16 protein-coding genes are annotated in these 17528 nt (G+C 46.5%); 9 read left to right on the forward strand and 7 right to left on the reverse strand.

The genetic code is table 11. The features are described from left to right. Positions 1 to 36: 36 nt before the first annotated feature. Genes hemW through rph form a run of 3 tightly spaced genes read right to left on the reverse strand, consistent with a single transcriptional unit; the run spans position 37 to position 2574 of the window. Complete coding sequence (gene hemW / locus H3S94_RS03795; protein WP_198240319.1) at positions 37 to 1197, reverse strand: radical SAM family heme chaperone HemW; 1161 nt, start codon at positions 1195 to 1197, stop codon at positions 37 to 39. Next, entirely contained in the window at positions 1197 to 1841 is a 645-nt protein-coding gene (gene rdgB / locus H3S94_RS03800; RefSeq protein WP_198230421.1) for an RdgB/HAM1 family non-canonical purine NTP pyrophosphatase, read from the reverse strand. Before rdgB ends, hemW begins: the two co-directional genes overlap by 1 nt. 13 nt (positions 1842 to 1854) lie before the next feature. Further along, complete coding sequence (gene rph, locus H3S94_RS03805; RefSeq protein WP_077990265.1) at positions 1855 to 2574, reverse strand: ribonuclease PH; 720 nt, start codon at positions 2572 to 2574, stop codon at positions 1855 to 1857. Between the two features lie 107 nt (positions 2575 to 2681). On the opposite strand from rph, the gene hrcA reads away from it, so the two are divergent. The 6 genes from hrcA to grpE all read left to right on the forward strand — a co-directional run bounded on the left by hrcA (position 2682) and on the right by grpE (position 8716). Continuing rightward, entirely contained in the window at positions 2682 to 3752 is a 1071-nt protein-coding gene (gene hrcA, locus H3S94_RS03810; protein ID WP_198240489.1) for a heat-inducible transcriptional repressor HrcA, read from the forward strand. 170 nt (positions 3753 to 3922) lie between these two features. Then, on the forward strand, positions 3923 to 4993 hold the full coding sequence (locus tag H3S94_RS03815) for an ABC transporter substrate-binding protein (RefSeq protein WP_198230420.1): 1071 nt from the start codon (positions 3923 to 3925) through the stop codon (positions 4991 to 4993). A 47-nt stretch (positions 4994 to 5040) separates the two neighbouring features. Then, positions 5041 to 5826, forward strand: coding sequence for an ABC transporter ATP-binding protein (locus H3S94_RS03820; protein WP_198240320.1), 786 nt, complete (start codon positions 5041 to 5043; stop codon positions 5824 to 5826). Positions 5827 to 5891: 65 nt separating this feature from the next. Next, positions 5892 to 6659, forward strand: coding sequence for an ABC transporter permease (locus tag H3S94_RS03825; protein ID WP_198240321.1), 768 nt, complete (start codon positions 5892 to 5894; stop codon positions 6657 to 6659). 254 nt (positions 6660 to 6913) lie between these two features. Beyond that, on the forward strand, positions 6914 to 7867 hold the full coding sequence (gene hemC, locus H3S94_RS03830; RefSeq protein WP_077990257.1) for a hydroxymethylbilane synthase: 954 nt from the start codon (positions 6914 to 6916) through the stop codon (positions 7865 to 7867). Positions 7868 to 8020: 153 nt separating this feature from the next. Continuing rightward, positions 8021 to 8716 carry a nucleotide exchange factor GrpE gene (gene grpE, locus H3S94_RS03835; protein ID WP_198240322.1) on the forward strand — a complete coding sequence of 232 codons (696 nt, stop codon included), beginning with the start codon at positions 8021 to 8023 and terminating at the stop codon, positions 8714 to 8716. A gap of 684 nt (positions 8717 to 9400) precedes the next feature. Here the strand turns inward: grpE and H3S94_RS03840 are convergent. From H3S94_RS03840 to H3S94_RS03850, 3 genes are all read right to left on the reverse strand, one after another. Continuing rightward, complete coding sequence (locus tag H3S94_RS03840; protein WP_077990253.1) at positions 9401 to 10768, reverse strand: serine hydrolase; 1368 nt, start codon at positions 10766 to 10768, stop codon at positions 9401 to 9403. 1206 nt (positions 10769 to 11974) lie between these two features. Then, positions 11975 to 13090: a 3-dehydroquinate synthase gene (gene aroB, locus H3S94_RS03845; RefSeq protein WP_198240323.1), complete on the reverse strand. Its 1116-nt coding sequence runs from the start codon at positions 13088 to 13090 to the stop codon at positions 11975 to 11977. Beyond that, positions 13071 to 13673, reverse strand: a complete 603-nt coding sequence (locus tag H3S94_RS03850) for a shikimate kinase (protein WP_077994367.1) — start codon at positions 13671 to 13673, stop codon at positions 13071 to 13073. The genes aroB and H3S94_RS03850 overlap by 20 nt, the downstream gene beginning before the upstream one ends. A gap of 134 nt (positions 13674 to 13807) precedes the next feature. On the opposite strand from H3S94_RS03850, the gene H3S94_RS03855 reads away from it, so the two are divergent. The 3 genes from H3S94_RS03855 to H3S94_RS03865 all read left to right on the forward strand — a co-directional run bounded on the left by H3S94_RS03855 (position 13808) and on the right by H3S94_RS03865 (position 16189). Next, positions 13808 to 14200 (forward strand): hypothetical protein, encoded by a 393-nt coding sequence (locus tag H3S94_RS03855; RefSeq protein WP_198240504.1) that lies wholly within the window; start codon positions 13808 to 13810, stop codon positions 14198 to 14200. Beyond that, on the forward strand, positions 14197 to 15135 hold the full coding sequence (locus H3S94_RS03860) for a site-specific tyrosine recombinase XerD (RefSeq protein WP_198240324.1): 939 nt from the start codon (positions 14197 to 14199) through the stop codon (positions 15133 to 15135). Before H3S94_RS03855 ends, H3S94_RS03860 begins: the two co-directional genes overlap by 4 nt. Before the next feature lie 97 nt (positions 15136 to 15232). Further along, the gene (locus H3S94_RS03865; protein ID WP_077990247.1) at positions 15233 to 16189 is read left to right on the forward strand and encodes an acetyl-CoA carboxylase carboxyltransferase subunit alpha; all 957 of its coding nucleotides are present in this window, start codon (positions 15233 to 15235) and stop codon (positions 16187 to 16189) included. 661 nt (positions 16190 to 16850) lie between these two features. Here the strand turns inward: H3S94_RS03865 and H3S94_RS03870 are convergent. Then, the gene (locus H3S94_RS03870) at positions 16851 to 17495 is read right to left on the reverse strand and encodes a L,D-transpeptidase (RefSeq protein WP_198240325.1); all 645 of its coding nucleotides are present in this window, start codon (positions 17493 to 17495) and stop codon (positions 16851 to 16853) included. Positions 17496 to 17528 lie beyond the last annotated feature (33 nt).

Genomic DNA, 17528 nt, shown 5'->3' on the forward strand with positions numbered 1-17528 from the left:
GCTATAAATAACGCGAATAAAAGCGAATAAAAAAGCTCAAGCCAGTTCGCTGATAATATAATTCAGCACCATGCGGCCTTTTCCGGTTGCACGGATGCGGCTATTGCCCACCATTTCTACAAGACCTTGTTGTTGAAGATCGGCAACTTTTTTCTGGTTCAATCCTTGAATCGCCAGTTTCTCGTAGCGGGCAAGATCAAGCCCTTCGGTGAGGCGCAGACCCATCAAGACCATTTCTTCCGCCTGCTCACTTTTTGTCAAATGTTCTTCTTCAACAATACCGTGACCTTGTTTTTCAACCAGTTCCAACCAGCGTTCGGGGATTTTTTCAGTGATCGTTACCAATCGCCGATCCGGAAAATCGCCATTTGAAATAGGAAGGAACCTGCCATGCGCCCCCGGACCAATACCGACATATTGCTGGTAGCGCCAATAAATGAGATTGTGTTGCGACTGCGCATTGGCGGCTGCATGATTGGATATTTCATAAGCAGGAAGCCCGCGACTTTCGGTTATTTCCTGTGTGAGATCATAAAGATCGGCACTCAAATCCGCCTCCGGCAATTTGAGCTTTCCGGCTTTATAGAGCCTGTCAAACCCCGTGCCCTCTTCAATGGTCAATTGATAAAGCGAAAGATGGTCGGCTGCGAGATCAATTGCTTCTTCCAGCTCATGTTTCCACGAATGCAATGTCTGGTTGGGGCGCGCATAAATAAGGTCAAAGGACAGTCTTGGGAAAATCTCGCGTGCAAGACCAATAGCAAAACGCGCCTGTTCGACATTATGAATGCGCCCCAAGCGCTTCAATTCGTCATCGTTTAACGATTGGACGCCCAAGGAAAGCCGGTTGACACCGGCTGAACGATAACCATGAAAACGCCCGGCCTCGACGCTTGAAGGATTGGCCTCCATTGTAATTTCGGCATTGTCCACAATCGGCCAATAGCGATCAATGCTTTTCAGCAGTGATTCGACTGTTTTTGGCGACATCAGCGATGGCGTACCACCGCCGATAAAAACAGTCGTTGCCTTATGGGCTCCTGTCCATTCACGCACTGTTGCCATCTCTCTTGCAAAAGCTTTGGCAAAACGGTCTTCATCCACGCCTTTCAACCGGACATAGGAATTGAAGTCGCAATAAGGACATTTGGCGGCACAAAACGGCCAATGGACGTAAATACCGAAAGGTTCGTCCATCAGTTTTCCAGTAACGCTTCGGCAAATTGTTTGAAAGCCCGTGCGCGGTGTGACAAAGCATGTTCGTCGCCCGGCTTCCAACCATGTTTTTCCTCTGCCGTCATTTCACCGAATGTTTTGTCATAGCCTTCCGGCTGGAAGATAGGATCAAAACCGAAACCCTTTTTGCCACGCGGCGGCCAGACCAAAGTACCTTCGATTTCACCACGAAAATATTCCGCATGTCCATCAGGCCAGGCAAGGCAAAGCACCGAGACAAAACGGCCATGCCGTTTATCAGGCGTTGTTGCACCTTTCTTTTCCAATGCATCTTCAACTTTTTTCATCGCTTTGTCGAAATCGCGGTGTCCGTCAGGTTCTATCGCCCAATCGGCAGTATAAACGCCGGGTGCCTTGTCAAGAGCGTCTGCCTCAAGTCCTGAATCGTCCGACAATGCCGGCAGCCCTGTCGATTTGGCAGCAAAAAAAGCCTTGATATAGGCGTTTTCTTCAAATTTCGTGCCGGTTTCTTCCGGTTCTTCCAGTCCCAATTCACCTGCCGATGTGGTTTCAAACCCGAACGGGCCAATAAGATCGGCTATTTCCCTGAGTTTGCCGGAATTATGCGTTGCAACAACCAGTTTTTTCCCTTCAAGCTTTCTCATCGATAATCACCTTTCAGGAAGCTATCACTTTCTTCTGCAATTCAATCAAATCATGAATGCCGCTTTTAGCCAGAGACATCAATGTTGAAAACTGCTCTTCACTGAACGGATCGCCTTCTGCAGTGCCCTGTATTTCAACAATTCCGCCTTTGCCGGTCATCACGAAATTGGCATCGGTTTCGGCATTGGAATCTTCTGCATAATCGAGATCGAGCACCGGTGTTCCCTGATAAATACCGCAGGAAATTGCTGCAACATGGTCTTTCAGTACCTTATTGCGCAAGACCATCTGGCGCGTTTCCATAAAGCCAAGACAATCATAAAGGGCAACCCATGCGCCGGTGATTGATGCTGTGCGGGTTCCGCCGTCAGCCTGAATAACATCACAATCAATCGTAATCTGCATTTCGCCCAAGGCTTTCAAATCAACGACCGAACGTAACGAGCGGCCGATGAGACGCTGGATCTCCATGGTGCGCCCACCCTGTTTGCCAGAAGCGGCCTCGCGGCGCATTCTTTCACCGGTCGAACGGGGCAACATACCATATTCGGCGGTAACCCATCCTTTGCCGGAATTGCGCATCCAGTTGGGGACACGTTCTTCAAGGCTTGCTGTACATAACACATGGGTATCACCGAACTTGACCAGACATGACCCTTCGGCATGTTTGTTCACATGACGTTCAAACGAAACGGCACGCATCTCGTTGCTGGCACGATTGGACGGGCGCATAAATATTCCTTTCCCTGAAGCGTTGTTTGAAGCATCTTTAGACCATTTGACCCGTGTTTGGCAAAACTTATATAGAAGGAAAGAAATTCTGTCATTGAAGGAATATGATGAAACACGCCACCATTCCGGATGAATTGAAAAGTCTCGACGAAAGATCCCGCGATATTTTCAGGCGAATTGTCGAAACCTATTTGAGCGAAGGAGACCCGGTCGGTTCGGCCAATCTGTCCCGACAATTGCCACAAAGCCTTTCTCCGGCGACCATTCGCACAATTATGAGCGATCTCGAACATCTCGGCCTTATCTATTCGCCCCATATTTCTGCCGGTCGTATGCCGACACAATCGGGCTTGAGGTTTTTTGTCGACGCTTTTATCGAAGTTGGCGACCTTCCGGAAGACGAACGCAAAGCCATAGAAACACAGGTGGAAGAAGCCGGTCATAGCCAATCGGTCGAACAATTCCTGACCGGTGCAAGCCAAATTCTATCCGGTTTATCACGTGGTGCCGGACTGGTTTTGTCGACGAAAAACGAAGGAACACTCAAACATATCGAATTTGTGCGCCTCGATTCGTCACGCGCCATGGCAGTTCTCGTAACCCAAAATGGTGATGTGGAAAATCGTATTGTCAATTTGCCCGAAGGGGTAACATTGTCGCAATTAAGCGAAGCCACCAATTTTCTGAACGCCCATATTCAGGGACGAACTTTAAGCGAAGCCAAGGCTGAAATTTCACGACAAAAGGATGAAACCAAGGCAGCTCTTGATGAATTGTCGCAACATCTCGTCGATCAGGGGCTTGCGGTTTGGGGGGGTGAAGATCAGGGGCGCAAAACCCAGCTTATTGTGCGTGGGCGCGGCAACCTTCTTGAAGATGTCAAAGCCGCAGAAGATATTGAACGTTTGCGCCATCTTTTTGATGATCTTGAAACACGTGAAAGCATGATGCAGCTTCTTGACCTTGCCGAGGAAGGTTCAGGCGTGCGTATTTTTATCGGTTCTGAAAACAAATTGTTTTCGTTATCCGGCTCCTCTCTTATCGTTGCGCCTTATTGCGATTCAAACCAGCATGTTCTTGGCGCTCTCGGCGTTATCGGGCCAACCCGTTTGAATTATGCGCGTATTGTTCCGATGGTCGATTATACTGCCCAACTTGTCTCGCGACTTCTCAAGTAGATGTAAATCAAACGCCGGTAAATATATTAAAACTTCCGCTTCTATTGCACTTATCGGCTAGAGATGGGATACTTTCCAGATAGGCCCTGTCATTGTCCGCCCCTTTCCGCAAGCCACATCTGTTTTATGGGCTGCATTTGTTTTACGGAAAGTACAAAGGAGAGCATCCCATGAAAGCCGTTTTCATCCATGCCGTTGTACTACTGAATGCGTTTTTATTTTTCACTCTATCCGGATTTGCCGAACCAGTGCATTTTGTTCTGGCACTCGCCCGCAGCACAACAACGCCGGCGGAAGAAACATTTACCTATGCCATTCCCAAACAACTCGGCTATTTTCAGGAAGAAAATATCAATCCGTCCTTGCTTTATACGGATGGCTCCACAGCAGCTCTTCAGGCAGTTGCATCCGGTTCTGCCGATATTGCCTATGCGTCATCTGCCAATATTGCCGCTGCCGTTGATAAAGGTGTGCCTTTAAAAGCATTTGCCGGAATAACGGTTAGATGGCCTTATTTTATCGGTGTCCCGAAAGGCTCCACTATAAAATCCATTGCTGATCTTAAAGGAAAACGGGTGGGCGTAATCAGTCTGGCTTCGGCTTCTTATGCCGATTTACGGGCGAATTTGAAAATTGCCGGCTTGAAAGAAAGTGACGTTACAATTGTCCCCGTTGGTGCAGGTGCACGTGCGGCAGCAGCGCTCAATGCGAAGGATATAGACGCGGTTGACAGTTATTCCGACAGTTTTACCGTTATGCGTCAGAACGGTGTCGAATTCGATCTCTTGCAACGCCCTGAAGAAATGAACCGCCTTTTCAGCGTTACTATGGTCACAAGCCAGAAGATATTCGATGACAAGCCACATGAACTTTCGGCTTTTGCACGCGCTGCCTATAAAGGCATGATCTACACCAAACTTTATCCCGATAGTGCCTTGAAACTTGCTTTCAAAGAATTTCCGGAACTGGGGGGTGCTGATAACCCGACAGGACAGGATGCCAAAAATACAGCCGAAGCAATGGCCATAGCACTTGCTGATTCGACACCGGCTGACAAACCGGATCCGGCAAGTTGGGGAAAATGGCTTGATATTCCTGATGAACGCTGGCAAGCAGTTTTGTCTTTTGCGCATCAAACAGGTTCAACCGAACGCCTGCTTCATGTAAAAGACGTTTGGAACAATTCCTTGATGCCGGAAATATACAATTTCGATATCAAGGCAATTGTTAAAAAGGATTAATCCGTCTAAACCCACGGTTATTTACCTGAAAGATCGAGAAAACGTCTATGCCGTCTGTCAAAAAACCCCTTATCTCCATCAAGGGATTGCACAAATGCTATGAAAGTAAAAAAGACGGCACGATCGATGCGTTGAAAGATGTCAATCTTGAAATAGCCGAAGGTGCTTTTGTTGCACTCGTTGGGCCATCCGGTTGTGGCAAAACGACTCTGCTTAAAATCCTTGCCGGTCTTGTTGACAATTTTTCCGGCGAAGTCATGCTTAATGACATCGCCGTTACCCGCCCTTCGCCGGAAGTAGGCTTTGTCTTTCAGGACCCTACGCTGCTTCCGTGGCGCACAATCCTGCAAAACATCCTCTTGCCGGTCGAATTGATGCATCTTGACAAAAACCAATATTATGACCGTGCTTTGATGTTGATGGAAACAGTGGGGCTTAAAGGGTTTGAAAACAAATTGCCGACCGAGCTTTCAGGCGGAATGCGACAGCGTGCCGGAATCTGCCGTGCCCTTATTCGTGACCCGAAAGTCCTGCTTATGGATGAGCCATTCGGGGCGCTTGATGCAATGACCCGCGAAGTTTTGAATGGCGAATTGCAAAATATCTGGCTTGAAAGCAAAAAAACCGTGCTTTTTGTTACCCATTCCATTCCCGAAGCGGTATTTCTTGCCGACAAAGTGGTGGTGATGAGCCCGCGTCCCGGTCATATCGAGGAAATTGTCGATGTCAAATTGCCCCGCCCGCGCGAACTTCAGGAATTGACAGATAAAAAAGTCGGAAAAATTTTAGGCCAAATAAGACAACATTTTGAAAATTTTAGTATGAATTGTTGAACTGCCGTTGCATATCCATCAAATCCTGTGATTGAGAAATCGGCAAAACCGCAGAAAGGCTGGCAATGTCTAAAAATGAAAAAACGCTTCAAGCATTGCTTGTTGTTGTTGTTTTTATTCTTGTTGTCGGCTTCTGGGAAACATCCGTGTGGCTGTGGCAGGTTCCGAACTATCTGTTGCCACCGCCCAGCCGCATTTTTTCCCAGCTTGTGCGGCTGCTGCAGTCAAGCCTTTTCTGGGATAATCTCGGTGTTACAATGGTCGAAGTTTTGCTCGGCTATATTTGCGGCTTGGTGCTTGCGGCAATTCTCGGCATTGCCATTTCGCAAGTTCGCGTTTTCCAGCTTGCACTTTTGCCTTATATCATTGCCTTCCAGACGATACCGACGGTTGCTCTCGCGCCGATCTTTCTGCAATGGTTCGGCTATGGCATCACATCAAAAATTGTTATGGCCGCACTTATCTCGTTTTTCCCGATGCTCATCAATGTCATTGCCGGTTTACAATCGGCAGGACGCGAAGAAATACAGATGCTCAAGGCTTTCGGTGCCAACGAAATACAGATTTTGCTGAAAGTAAAATTGCCTGCTTCCCTGCCGTTTGTATTTGCAGGTCTCGGCCTTGGCATTATCTTTGCCCTGATTGGCGCGATTGTTGCCGAATTTGTCGGCGCTCAAAAGGGGTTGGGCAAAATGCTTATGCAGTTCAACGAGCAGTTCAACATTGCCGGTCAATTCGCCATTCTTGTTATTCTGGCACTTATTGGTGTTATCATGCATCTGATTGTCGGTTTCGCAAAACACAGAATCATTTTCTGGGATGGACAAAGATAACCGGATTTTTTGCCACCGGCTCGCAACATATCGCTTCAAAAAAACGTTATAATCAACGCGCAAAACAAAGAATTATTTGTTTCTTTTCCTGACATTTTAAGGAAAAATTGCCTTAAAATTTGAAAATGACACTCTGAATCACAATTTAAGCGAAGAGAACTTTCTTTTATGCGCAAGTTGAGTTAGATACTCTTAGAAACGCTCTAAAGAGTGTGAAGTTCGATTATTGGAATATACGGAATAGGCTTAGAGTTATGCGGATAAGGCTTGGAACACGGAAAAGTGCGTTAGCGCGCGTGCAAGCGGAAAGTGTGGCTAAGCTTTTGCGGGAGCTTGATCCTACGTTAACAGTTGAAACTGTCTTGCTTGGCTGTGTAGGTGACAAAGATAAGCACACGAGTTTTCAGGATATAGGCAATGTCGGTGTTTTCACCAAGAGTGGTGAAGAGGCGTTGTTGAATCGGGAAGTGGATGTTGTTGTCCATTCTTTGAAAGATTTGCCGACAGTGCAGCCCGAAGGGCTTGTTCTGGCTTCGGTTCCCAAGCGTGAAGACCCGCGTGACGTTCTTTGCGGCTTGAAATTTGATGATATTCGCAGCAATCATCATAAAATCGGCACCGGCTCCATTCGTCGTGCTGCCCAGCTCAGATCGTTCTTTCCGGATATCGAGATTGTGCCGGTTCGTGGCAATGTACCGCCGAGATTGCGCCGTGCGGTTGACAAAAACGGTATTGACGCAACAATTCTTGCGGCTGCCGGATTAAAACGGCTTGGCCTTTTTGAAGACAGTATGGAATGTCTCAATCCGCAAATATTCCCCTATGCTGTTGCCCAAGGGGCTCTTGGTATAGAATGCCGTCAAGGCGACCGCGATATTCTAAGACTGCTTAAAGCAATTGAATGCAAAAAATCGCGTGCCGAAACCGACGCCGAACGTTCATTGATGAAATATCTCAATGCCGGATGCAATTTGCCTGTGGGTGTTTGCTCGACGTGGAAAAACACAATGCTTTATATGAAAGCCACCGTAACGGGCGTTGACGGCTTGAAGCAGATTGTCGATTACGCAACAACTTGTACTTATGGCGTTGAGGAAATGGGCAAGGTTCTGGCGGAACGGCTACTTGATAAGGGAGCCGGCGAGCTGCTAAGAGCCTGCACAGTCAATAGCAATAGAAAAAAGGTCGAAAGCCTGCTAAAAGCTTGAATCCCGACAATTTTTCAACCGGCTACCAATTATCGGTTAAAAGCGGGGGGCTGAACGTATTTAGACTGTCGTTTTACACGGTTTGCCTCTTGATTTTTCTCGCTAAAATTTCGATATCGAATTTAACAACTATTATCGAGAAGTAGGAATCCTATGTCTGAGGAAAAAAAGAAGTCTGGCGAAAGCGATATCAATAACCGTGACATAAAGAATCCGGCTGACAGAGATGCATTGAAACGTGCGGCCGATGATTTCTTGAAACAGCGCAAGGAAGAAGCGAAAGCCGAAGCCGAGGAAGATCAGGTTACCGATGAAGGGGCTGATCCGGTTGCTGCCATGCAGGCAGAAAATGACGAACTGAAAGATCAGGTTTTGCGTCTCGCGGCTGAAATGGAAAATTTGCGCCGCCGCACTGCCCGTGACGTTGCCGATGCACGGTCCTATTCGGTTGCCAATTTCGCACGCGATATGCTTCAGGTTTCGGATAATCTCAACCGCGCCTTGCAGGCGATTCCCGAAGGAGCCCGCGAGAAGGATTCAGGGCTAAATGCTTTGGCAGAAGGCGTCGAAATGACAGAACGCGCCATGATGGCAGCGTTGGAGCGCAATGGCGTGAAAAAAATCGAACCTGAAGGGCAGAAATTCGACCCGAATTTTCATCAGGCTATGTTTGAAATCCCGAATACCGATGTGCCAAACAACACCGTACAACAAGTTGTTCAGGCCGGTTATGTCATCGGAGATCGCGTATTACGTCCGGCCATGGTCGGTGTTTCCAAAGGTGGGCCGAAAGAAACCAATACGAAAAGCACGGAAAACGCCGAGCATAATGACAAGAAAGCGGATTAGAGCCTGTTTGCGCTTTAACCCGTATAACTGTACAAAAAAAGCTGTCAGGAAGCCCTCTGTCGAGGTTTAGAGTGTCGATCCGTTGTTCAGCTCTTTATTAAAGGCGGTAAAATTCCGCCTTTTTTTAATTTACAACAGTTCAAGCCTTCTTTTTTCTGAATGCTTTCGGGAAACTTCATCGTTTCATTCTCGTTGCACCGCGTAGAAACATTGTTCCTGAAAGGGGAATTGGTCGAGCCGTAACGTGCAACCATACCGGCTATATTTATCAAACAATCTATGAATCTATATCCATTATCCGGCAAGCATTTGGCTTCGTGATTGGCAATTTATAAATATGGCAGTGATGGAAGTTGATTATGCATGGGCATAATTCCTGAATAGATTACCGGCTTCCAATCATTACAATAACCGGCTACGTTCAATTTATTTAGAAACTGCCCTTCAAACTCTCTCCATGAGACAAGTGCCAAAACAATATAAGGGCAAAGACAATCTTGCACATTCCGTCATTTTGGCAGTTGAATAAAAATATCTCCGGTTCTTACCCGAAGCTTCGGTCTTTTTACCAGAATTCAGCCAATGTTTTAAACAATGACGTTCACGGCGATAAAAGGATTATGAATGCGTTCCGGAAAGATTATCCGGTGTAGTTGTCAGCTTTTCCTATCAAAAAAAGCTATTTCAATTCGCAACAACAAAACATGAATAGGCTTGTGCTGTTATTTTGCCACAAGCTGCATTTGCTTCACTTTCGCTTCCGAATGAACCGAACCTGACGCGATAAACCCTTTTTCCGTCAACAGTTGCCGGTTCGACATGGCCGAGCGATGCAACATTTGTATCGGACAAAGATTTTTTTATTGTTTTCAAAAAGCCTTCCGCTGAACCTTTATCGGGTAACGCGGCCACCTGAACAATGTAATTTCCCGACATTTCATTTTTTAGAATGTCGGTGACTGTCTTTTTGCTATCATCGGCATAAGCCATTGTCGTCGGGCTGGTTTCAACTTTGACTGTTTTTTTCACCGGAATAGAAATAGTAGAACGTGTTTCTACAACAGTTTTTGCCGGTTCGGTTGCGCGATTGCCACGTTGGGAAACAGAAGCTGTCACAATCTCGGCATTGTTTGTATCCGGTTGGACATTCTTTGGCTGTGGTTGTCCACGCCAAGCCGATTGGGCTACGTTCCATTGGGCAAAAATACGTTTTTTCGTCGACCGGCTGGCACTCCCCATATAGGCATTTGCAAGCAATACAACGACATCATCACGCTGACGGCCTGAAGTACCGCCAAGCACCACAACAACCAGTTTTTTGCCATCCTTGGCGATAGTTGTGGTAATTGTAAAACCTGCAAGACCGGTAAAACCGGTTTTTAATCCGTCTGCACCGTCAATCCTGTCAAGAACACGGTTGTGGCCTTTATAAACCTGACCGCGATAACTGAATTCGCGCTGACTGAAAAGGTGATAATATTGCGGGAAATGGTCACGCATGGCAATTGACATCAAAGCAATATCGCGGGCTGTCGATACATGTCCTTGTGCAGGTAGACCATTGGCATTTCTGAAAGTCGTGTTCCGCATGCCGAGAGATCTTGCTTTCAAAGTCATAACACGCGCAAAATTTTCTTCGCTCCCGCCCAGATATTCGGCAGCAACAACGGCCGCATCATTGGCCGAAAGAACAATCATGGCATTGACTGCATCCCGTACCGAAATTCTGGAACCGGCAGGCAAGCCCAGTTTCATCCTCGGTTTGCTCGCAGCATATTTGGAAACCGGCATTTCGGTATTCCAACTCAACCGGCCGCTTTGGATTGCATCGAAAACGAGATATAACGTCATGACCTTGGTAATTGATGCGGGTGCCCGTATTTCATCCGCGCGATTTGCATAAAGGACATTTCCGGTATTGGCATCAACCACAATTGCCGGAAGCTCGACAGCATTCGATTTCGCCTGAACTGATGCAAGAGTAAAAAACAAGACGCTCGCAACCGCAATGATTAACGCGATCGAAAACCGTAAAACTTTAAAAAGACGCATCAGTCTACCCTGCCTGAACCTAAGCAATATGAAACAAGAAACGCAAAAAACCTAGCTCTTTCTATCATGCTGCATAAGAACGTTTACGTTAAGACCCGCTCCTGTAACAACGTTAATTTTTAGTAAATAACGCCGGTGAGTCGTATTTCATAATTTTTGTTATACAGGATTCAAGATGATAATCAACCTATCGGTTTCAACACGGATAGGAGATTCATCATAGATACCATTCATTACTATGTAATTTCTATTCATTTTTAACATAGGCTGCGTTTTCTGTATTTTGACTGATCGTTTTAACCATTAAAAAATTAAATATTATTTTATTATTACTTTATCACTCTTATGTGTCATTGTAACAAAACTTGAAGACAAGCCGGATAAAAAGCCATGCTTTTTATCAAACGGGATGCTGGCACAGCTTTATAATTCATCCGGTATTTTCGATAACTCTATCTGCCGAAGTTCGAGGGTTAAAAAGAAGAATGCACGAACGGGTCAATGACCTGTCAAACGTCATTTGTTGATCTATTTTTATGGATTTGCTTTCACAAGTTTTCTTGCGACCAAAATACTTGAGCAAACGGAAATACAAAAATGAAACCCGATCCTGTAAATGCAAAAAACTGCAAGCTTGCTGCAAAAGGGCGACGCCGTTCTTCCATATCTGCATGAACGGTGTTGGCGGGTCAAATTGATTCCCGTTCATTTTTCGCTTCAACCGGCGACGGGATATAAATTCGGGATTGACCGACGATCAGATATAAACAAAAATTCGCGAATTTAAAAAACCTCTCAATTTACGGTCCAGCAGGCTTTTACCCACTGGAATAACCATTTCATTTCGAGGAAAATACGATGGTGTCCGCGGTGGGATTCGAACCCACGACCCCAGGATTCATACCACTTCGACTTTCGCCGCCGGTCAAAACTATGACCGTTTGTGGTCTGGACTGTCCCTTCACCATTGGCAAAAGCCTTTAGGTGCTGCCCGTCCAGTCTCTACACCTTCCCTTTGTGAGGGCTTGGTTCGGGATTGGCAATGGCTATAAAAAGCCAGAAGCGTTCCCCGACTTTGAGCAGATCCGCTTCAAAAGTTTCCTTTAGAGGCGCCCAATTTATTTCAGGAATCCTGTGCTCTATCCTGCTGAGCTACGCAGACTTCATCGTAGTCGAAGCATTAACCAATATGACTGCTTCGATCAATCATTTTTCACCAAGTTTTTGTTTAAGAAATGCCAATACTTTTTCCGGCGGTACGTTTTTGGCAATGAATGATTGGCCCAACCCGCGTGTGAGAATAAAAGTCAGGCTACCGTGTTCGACCTTTTTGTCTTGCGAAATAATTTTCATCAATGTTTCAGCATCCGGCACACCACCGGGAACATCCTGCAAGGCAACAGGAAGGCCGACAGTGCTCAAATGGGTTTCAACACGGGTTGCAACATCGGCCGGACAAAGGCCGAGGTAATTTGAAAACTGGTGCGCAAGAACCATGCCGATAGCGACACCCTCGCCATGCACAAGTCTGGCCGAATCATAATTTGTGACTGTTTCCAGTGCATGTCCAAATGTGTGCCCCAGATTCAATAATGCACGCTCGCCCGACTCATGTTCGTCATGGGCGACCACTTCGGCTTTTGAACGACAGGATTGCGCTATAGCTTCGATTCGCTCATGTCCTCCCAGAAAAATTTGCCGCCAGTTTTTTTCCAGCCATGAAAAAAAGTCGGGCTGATTGATTAAGCCATATTTGGCGACTTCGGCATAACCGGCTCTGAATTCGCGTTCAGGCAGAGTATCAAGAATCTCTGTATCGGCAATGACAAGTTTTGGCTGATAAAATACACCGACAAGATTCTTTCCTTGCCGCGTATCAATACCGGTTTTGCCGCCCACCGACGAATCAACCTGAGCGAGAAGTGATGTCGGAATCTGGATAAAGTTCATGCCGCGGCGCACAATTCCGGCTGCAAATCCCGCAAGATCGCCCACCACACCACCGCCGAAGGCTATAACAAAATCGCCCCGCTCCAGATGATTATCAAGAATTTGATCTACCACGTTTTCCAGCGTTTCAAAGCACTTCGATTTTTCGCCTGCCTTGACCACGACCGGTACAACATCAATGCCGCTATCGCGCAAACTTTGTGTCAACATGCCAAGATGCAATGCTGCAACATTTTCATCCGTCACAACGACAACGCGTCTTTCCGGAAAACGGCTGGCAATTTCCTTGCCTGCCGAGACAACCAGACCGGGTCCTATCAGAATATCGTAACTACGTTTCCCCAAGGTTACTTTAACTGTCTGATTTTCCATTTTTAAGCTGTCCTTTATTGCTGTTTCCGGATTTTGAAAGATAGCTTTCAACCGAACGCACGACATCGCGTGCCACCACGTCACGACGCGTCTTCCGGCTGTTTATGCGAATGTCGGCCAAAGCATAAACAGGGTAACGTTCTGCCATAAGTTTTTCCATAAAGGCACGCGGATCAGGTCTTTTTAACAAAGGGCGGTTTTGACGGTGGGAAACCCGTTCCATCAATACATCAAGCTCCGCATGAAGCCAGATAGAAATACCCTTTTCGGCAATAGCACTGCGCGTTTCCCCGTTCATATAGGCACCACCGCCCGTAGCAAGTACCATCGGCCCGTCTTTCAACAGCCGTAAAATCACACGCCTCTCAAGATCACGAAAAGCCGGTTCACCATAAGACTCGAACAATTCGGGTATTGTCATGCGTGCCGCCTGCTCGATCTCGTAATCGGCATCATGAAAAGGAAGCTCCAGCATAGTGGCCACACGTTTGCCGATCGTTGATTTGCCTGCCCCCATAAGCCCTACAAGGACGAGCGAACGCCCGTCCAGATGAGACATCAGACGATGCGCTGTTTTTGCCATCGGGCCAGTTTTTGAAAATCTGCTTTTCATGATTTTGTTTCGACATTTATCGCAGAATAAGTCAATCCCTGTTAATCTTTATAAGGCATGATAGTGTTTATAACCTTTTCGATTTTGGATAATTTTCTCTTGCCATGCCGACTCTTACCCGTTTGTTACTCGCCCTCGTCATATTGGTTGCGCTGATTTACGGTGCAATGGTCGGGCTTGTTTATCTCGTAAAACCGGTAACCACCGATATAACAATCGAAATTCAACCGGAAAACCTGCATTTGCGTGATCGTGCGTCTATCTCCCCAACGACAGAACAGAAATTGCCGACAAATAATGAGGCCGATATGCAGCAAATGCCCGATGGCAAACCGTTGTCGAAAGATGAAGCGGGTAGCCAGACAGACAGCGGGAAAGATGATCATTCGTCAATATCCGAAAACCGGCACAGCCAAGAGTCTGGCGAGCGGAAAGAGCAGAAGCCGGACATGTCGGAAGGCGGCTCGCCCGCACAAAGGAATGGCGGCAACAAATGAATCTTGCAGCAACAATCGACAATTTTCTTGAAATGATGAGTGCCGAACGTGGTGCTTCAAAAAATACTCTTGAAGCCTATCGCCGTGATCTTTTTTGGGCAAATGAAGAACTGGCGGTGTTCAAAACAACGCTGTTGGAAACAAGCGGGGATGAGCTCGCCAAAATATTGGCGTCTATGCAACATGACGGCTTTGCCGCAACGTCGCAAGCACGGCGTTTATCGACTTTACGACAGTTTTTCCAATTTCTTTATGCGGAAGGATTGCGCAATGATGATCCTTCAAGCGACATTGATACCCCGAAAAAGCGCGCGAATTTGCCGAAAATCATCAGCGAGAAACAGGTTAGTAACCTGCTTGATCTCGCCGAAGCAAATGCCAAACGTGAAGATGTATCACCGGTTGAACATAAAAGGGCTATGCGTCTTCATGCAATTGTCGAATTGCTTTATGCAACGGGCTTGCGCATTAGCGAACTTGTGAGCCTGCCGGTTCGTATTGTTCGTGGAGCGCCGGATTTTTTGCCGGTTCGCGGAAAAGGTTCCAAAGACCGGCTGGTGCCACTTTCGCAAAAAGCCAAAGAAGCCGTCAGGCAATGGCTGGAATTACGTGATAAAACCTCAGGCAGCACCAGTCCCTATCTTTTTCCTGCCCATGCCGATCAGGGCTATATCGCGCGCCAACTTGTCGCACGCGAATTGAAAGCGCTTGCCGTTGAAGCCGGAATCAGCGCCCATAACATTTCACCGCACGTTATTCGCCATGCTTTTGCAAGCCATTTGTTGCAACATGGTGCAGATTTGCGCGTTGTTCAACAGTTGCTCGGCCATTCCGATATATCAACAACACAAATCTATACCCATGTTCTGGAAGAAAAGCTGCAAAGTCTTGTAAATGAGCATCACCCGCTTGCCGAGCGCTCTCATGCAGAGTAAAGAAAATGATATATTATTTATAAGACAGCGTGAAAGCTTGAAATAAGCCGTCAAATGGTATGATAAAAGCCGAGTAACACGATAAAAGTTGGAGCCGATGTATAATTATCTTGATTTCGAAAAGCCGGTTGCTGATCTGGAAGGGCAAATCTTTGAACTGAAAAAAATTGCCCAGGAAAAAGGTAGCGTCGACATGGGCGACGAAATATCCCGTCTTGAAGAACGCTCGCAAACGGCCTTGCGTGATCTTTATAAAAAACTTACTCCCTGGCAGAAGGCCCAGGTTGCACGTCATCCCGACAGGCCGCATTTTCTTGATTATTCAGCCGCACTCTTTACCGACGTAACACCCTTGGCCGGTGACCGCAAATATGGCGAGGATGAAGCCATTCAGGCGGGTTTTGCCCGTTTCAATGGACAGGCGATTGCCTATCTCGGACAGGAAAAGGGGTACGATACCCAATCACGGCTACGCTATAATTTCGGTTCGGCCCGTCCGGAGGGATACCGCAAGGCCGTAAGAATTATGGAACTGGCCGACCGTTTCTCGCTTCCGGTCATTACTCTGGTTGATACAGCCGGTGCCTATCCGGGTGTAAGCGCTGAAGAACGCGGACAGGCAGAGGCTATCGCACAGTCAACCGCCGAAACGTTACGATTAAAAGTCCCTGTTGTTTCTGTCATTATTGGCGAAGGTGGTTCGGGCGGGGCTATTGCTATTGCCGCAGCCAACAAGGTCTATATGCTGGAACACGCTATCTATTCTGTCATCTCTCCCGAAGGGGCTGCTTCTATATTATGGCGTGATGCAACGCGAGCAAAAGATGCCGCAACTTCAATGCATATTACCGCGCAGGATCTTTATAAACTGAAAATCATCGACGGTATTATTCCCGAACCTCTGGGTGGCGCGCATCGCAATAAAAAAGAAGCCATTGATGCAACTGGGCAAGTGATCGAAGCTGCTTTGAAAGGCATGGCGGGGAAAGATGGAGAGACATTGAAAAGAGAACGTTGGGATAAATATCTCGAAATCGGACGCTCCCTTTCATAATCCGGTCGTTCATGGTCGTAACCATCGAAACGTTGTGATTGCGGAAGCTCGTCTGCAATCGTCCACATAGCCGTTTATAAGAGACACTTATATTTTATTTCACGTGATATATTTTGTTTCACGTGAAAACATCTGTTTCAATGATTGGATGTTTGACCTGAGCATTATTTATATCGCGCTGTTTCAATGTTCGATAAAATTTCCGATCATTCCTGATAATTGAAAAGCGCCTGTTATCGACTTCCTCAATTATTCTCGTCCAATTTTTAAAAATAGAAGAAGAATGCCGGAAACATATTGGCATTTCTTCAACAGAGCGGTTGAAATATTTAAAATGCCGGTGCCCCCCCGAATGGTCGACCGCCGGATAGCCGATGAATTTTAGGCTTATCGCATTCCACAACCTTATAAAATTCTTCCGGTTACAAGCCAATGGGGATCACCATTCAGTAGAAGTTCACGAAACCCCGATCGTGAATAGATCACTTGGTGTGCTCAAATGGTATATGGTATGTTCAAATAGATGCTCAAACCGTTTCCACCCTGTTCATATTGTCGTTTTCCAACCGAACAACAAAATAGCGAACCTATCCGGAAGTTTTACTTTCATAAATTCCCGCAACAAACAGTTTTGTTTTTCCTGACGGAATAAAGGACTTACCTATTCCCTACCGCGCATGCTTTTTCTCAAACACTGCGCATGTTTTTTCTTAAACAGGTCGGCCGGTTTTGACCGAGTTAATGTGCCCAATGTCATTATTCTGGTTTGACGTGAAACAAAGGGTAAAATCCGTTCCATTGTGCGTTTTGAAACAGCTATACAACCCTCGGTCGGTTTGTATTCAGGGTGTGCGAGATGAAAAAAAATAGCGCTACCACGTTTTTGTATCCGGCAACGGATATTCCAATCCGGTATCAGTGCAATATCGTAGAGCTTATCATCACGAAAGAGTTTTTCTGCGCTATTTCTGTAAGGCAATCTGACAGGACGATTATAATTTGCGTCCCATGGCTCATCGCACCAGCCATCGGAAGGTTTTATACGGTGGAGCTTCATCGGATGATGTGGTAGGCTGACAAAACCGCTTTTCCTGAAACCGCCAAGAATCGGCATAACAGCAACAGGCGTTGCACCATCGCCTTCCCGCTTCCTTGCAGTGAACCCGCTTCTTCCCAATGCACAAGGAAAACGGTATTGACCAATTGCCAAGATCCCTTTTGTTGTTGTACCGCATTTCTTGCGCACAACGATAAAAGGAACAATTTTTGGTGTTTTTAACGAATTTCTGATGAAAGACACTTGCATGACGTTCAGTTTTTCGTGATTGTTGACTGCAAT

This window comes from Bartonella sp. B10834G3 (assembly GCF_016102505.1).
Taxonomy (GTDB): Bacteria; Pseudomonadota; Alphaproteobacteria; order Rhizobiales; family Rhizobiaceae; genus Bartonella; species Bartonella choladocola.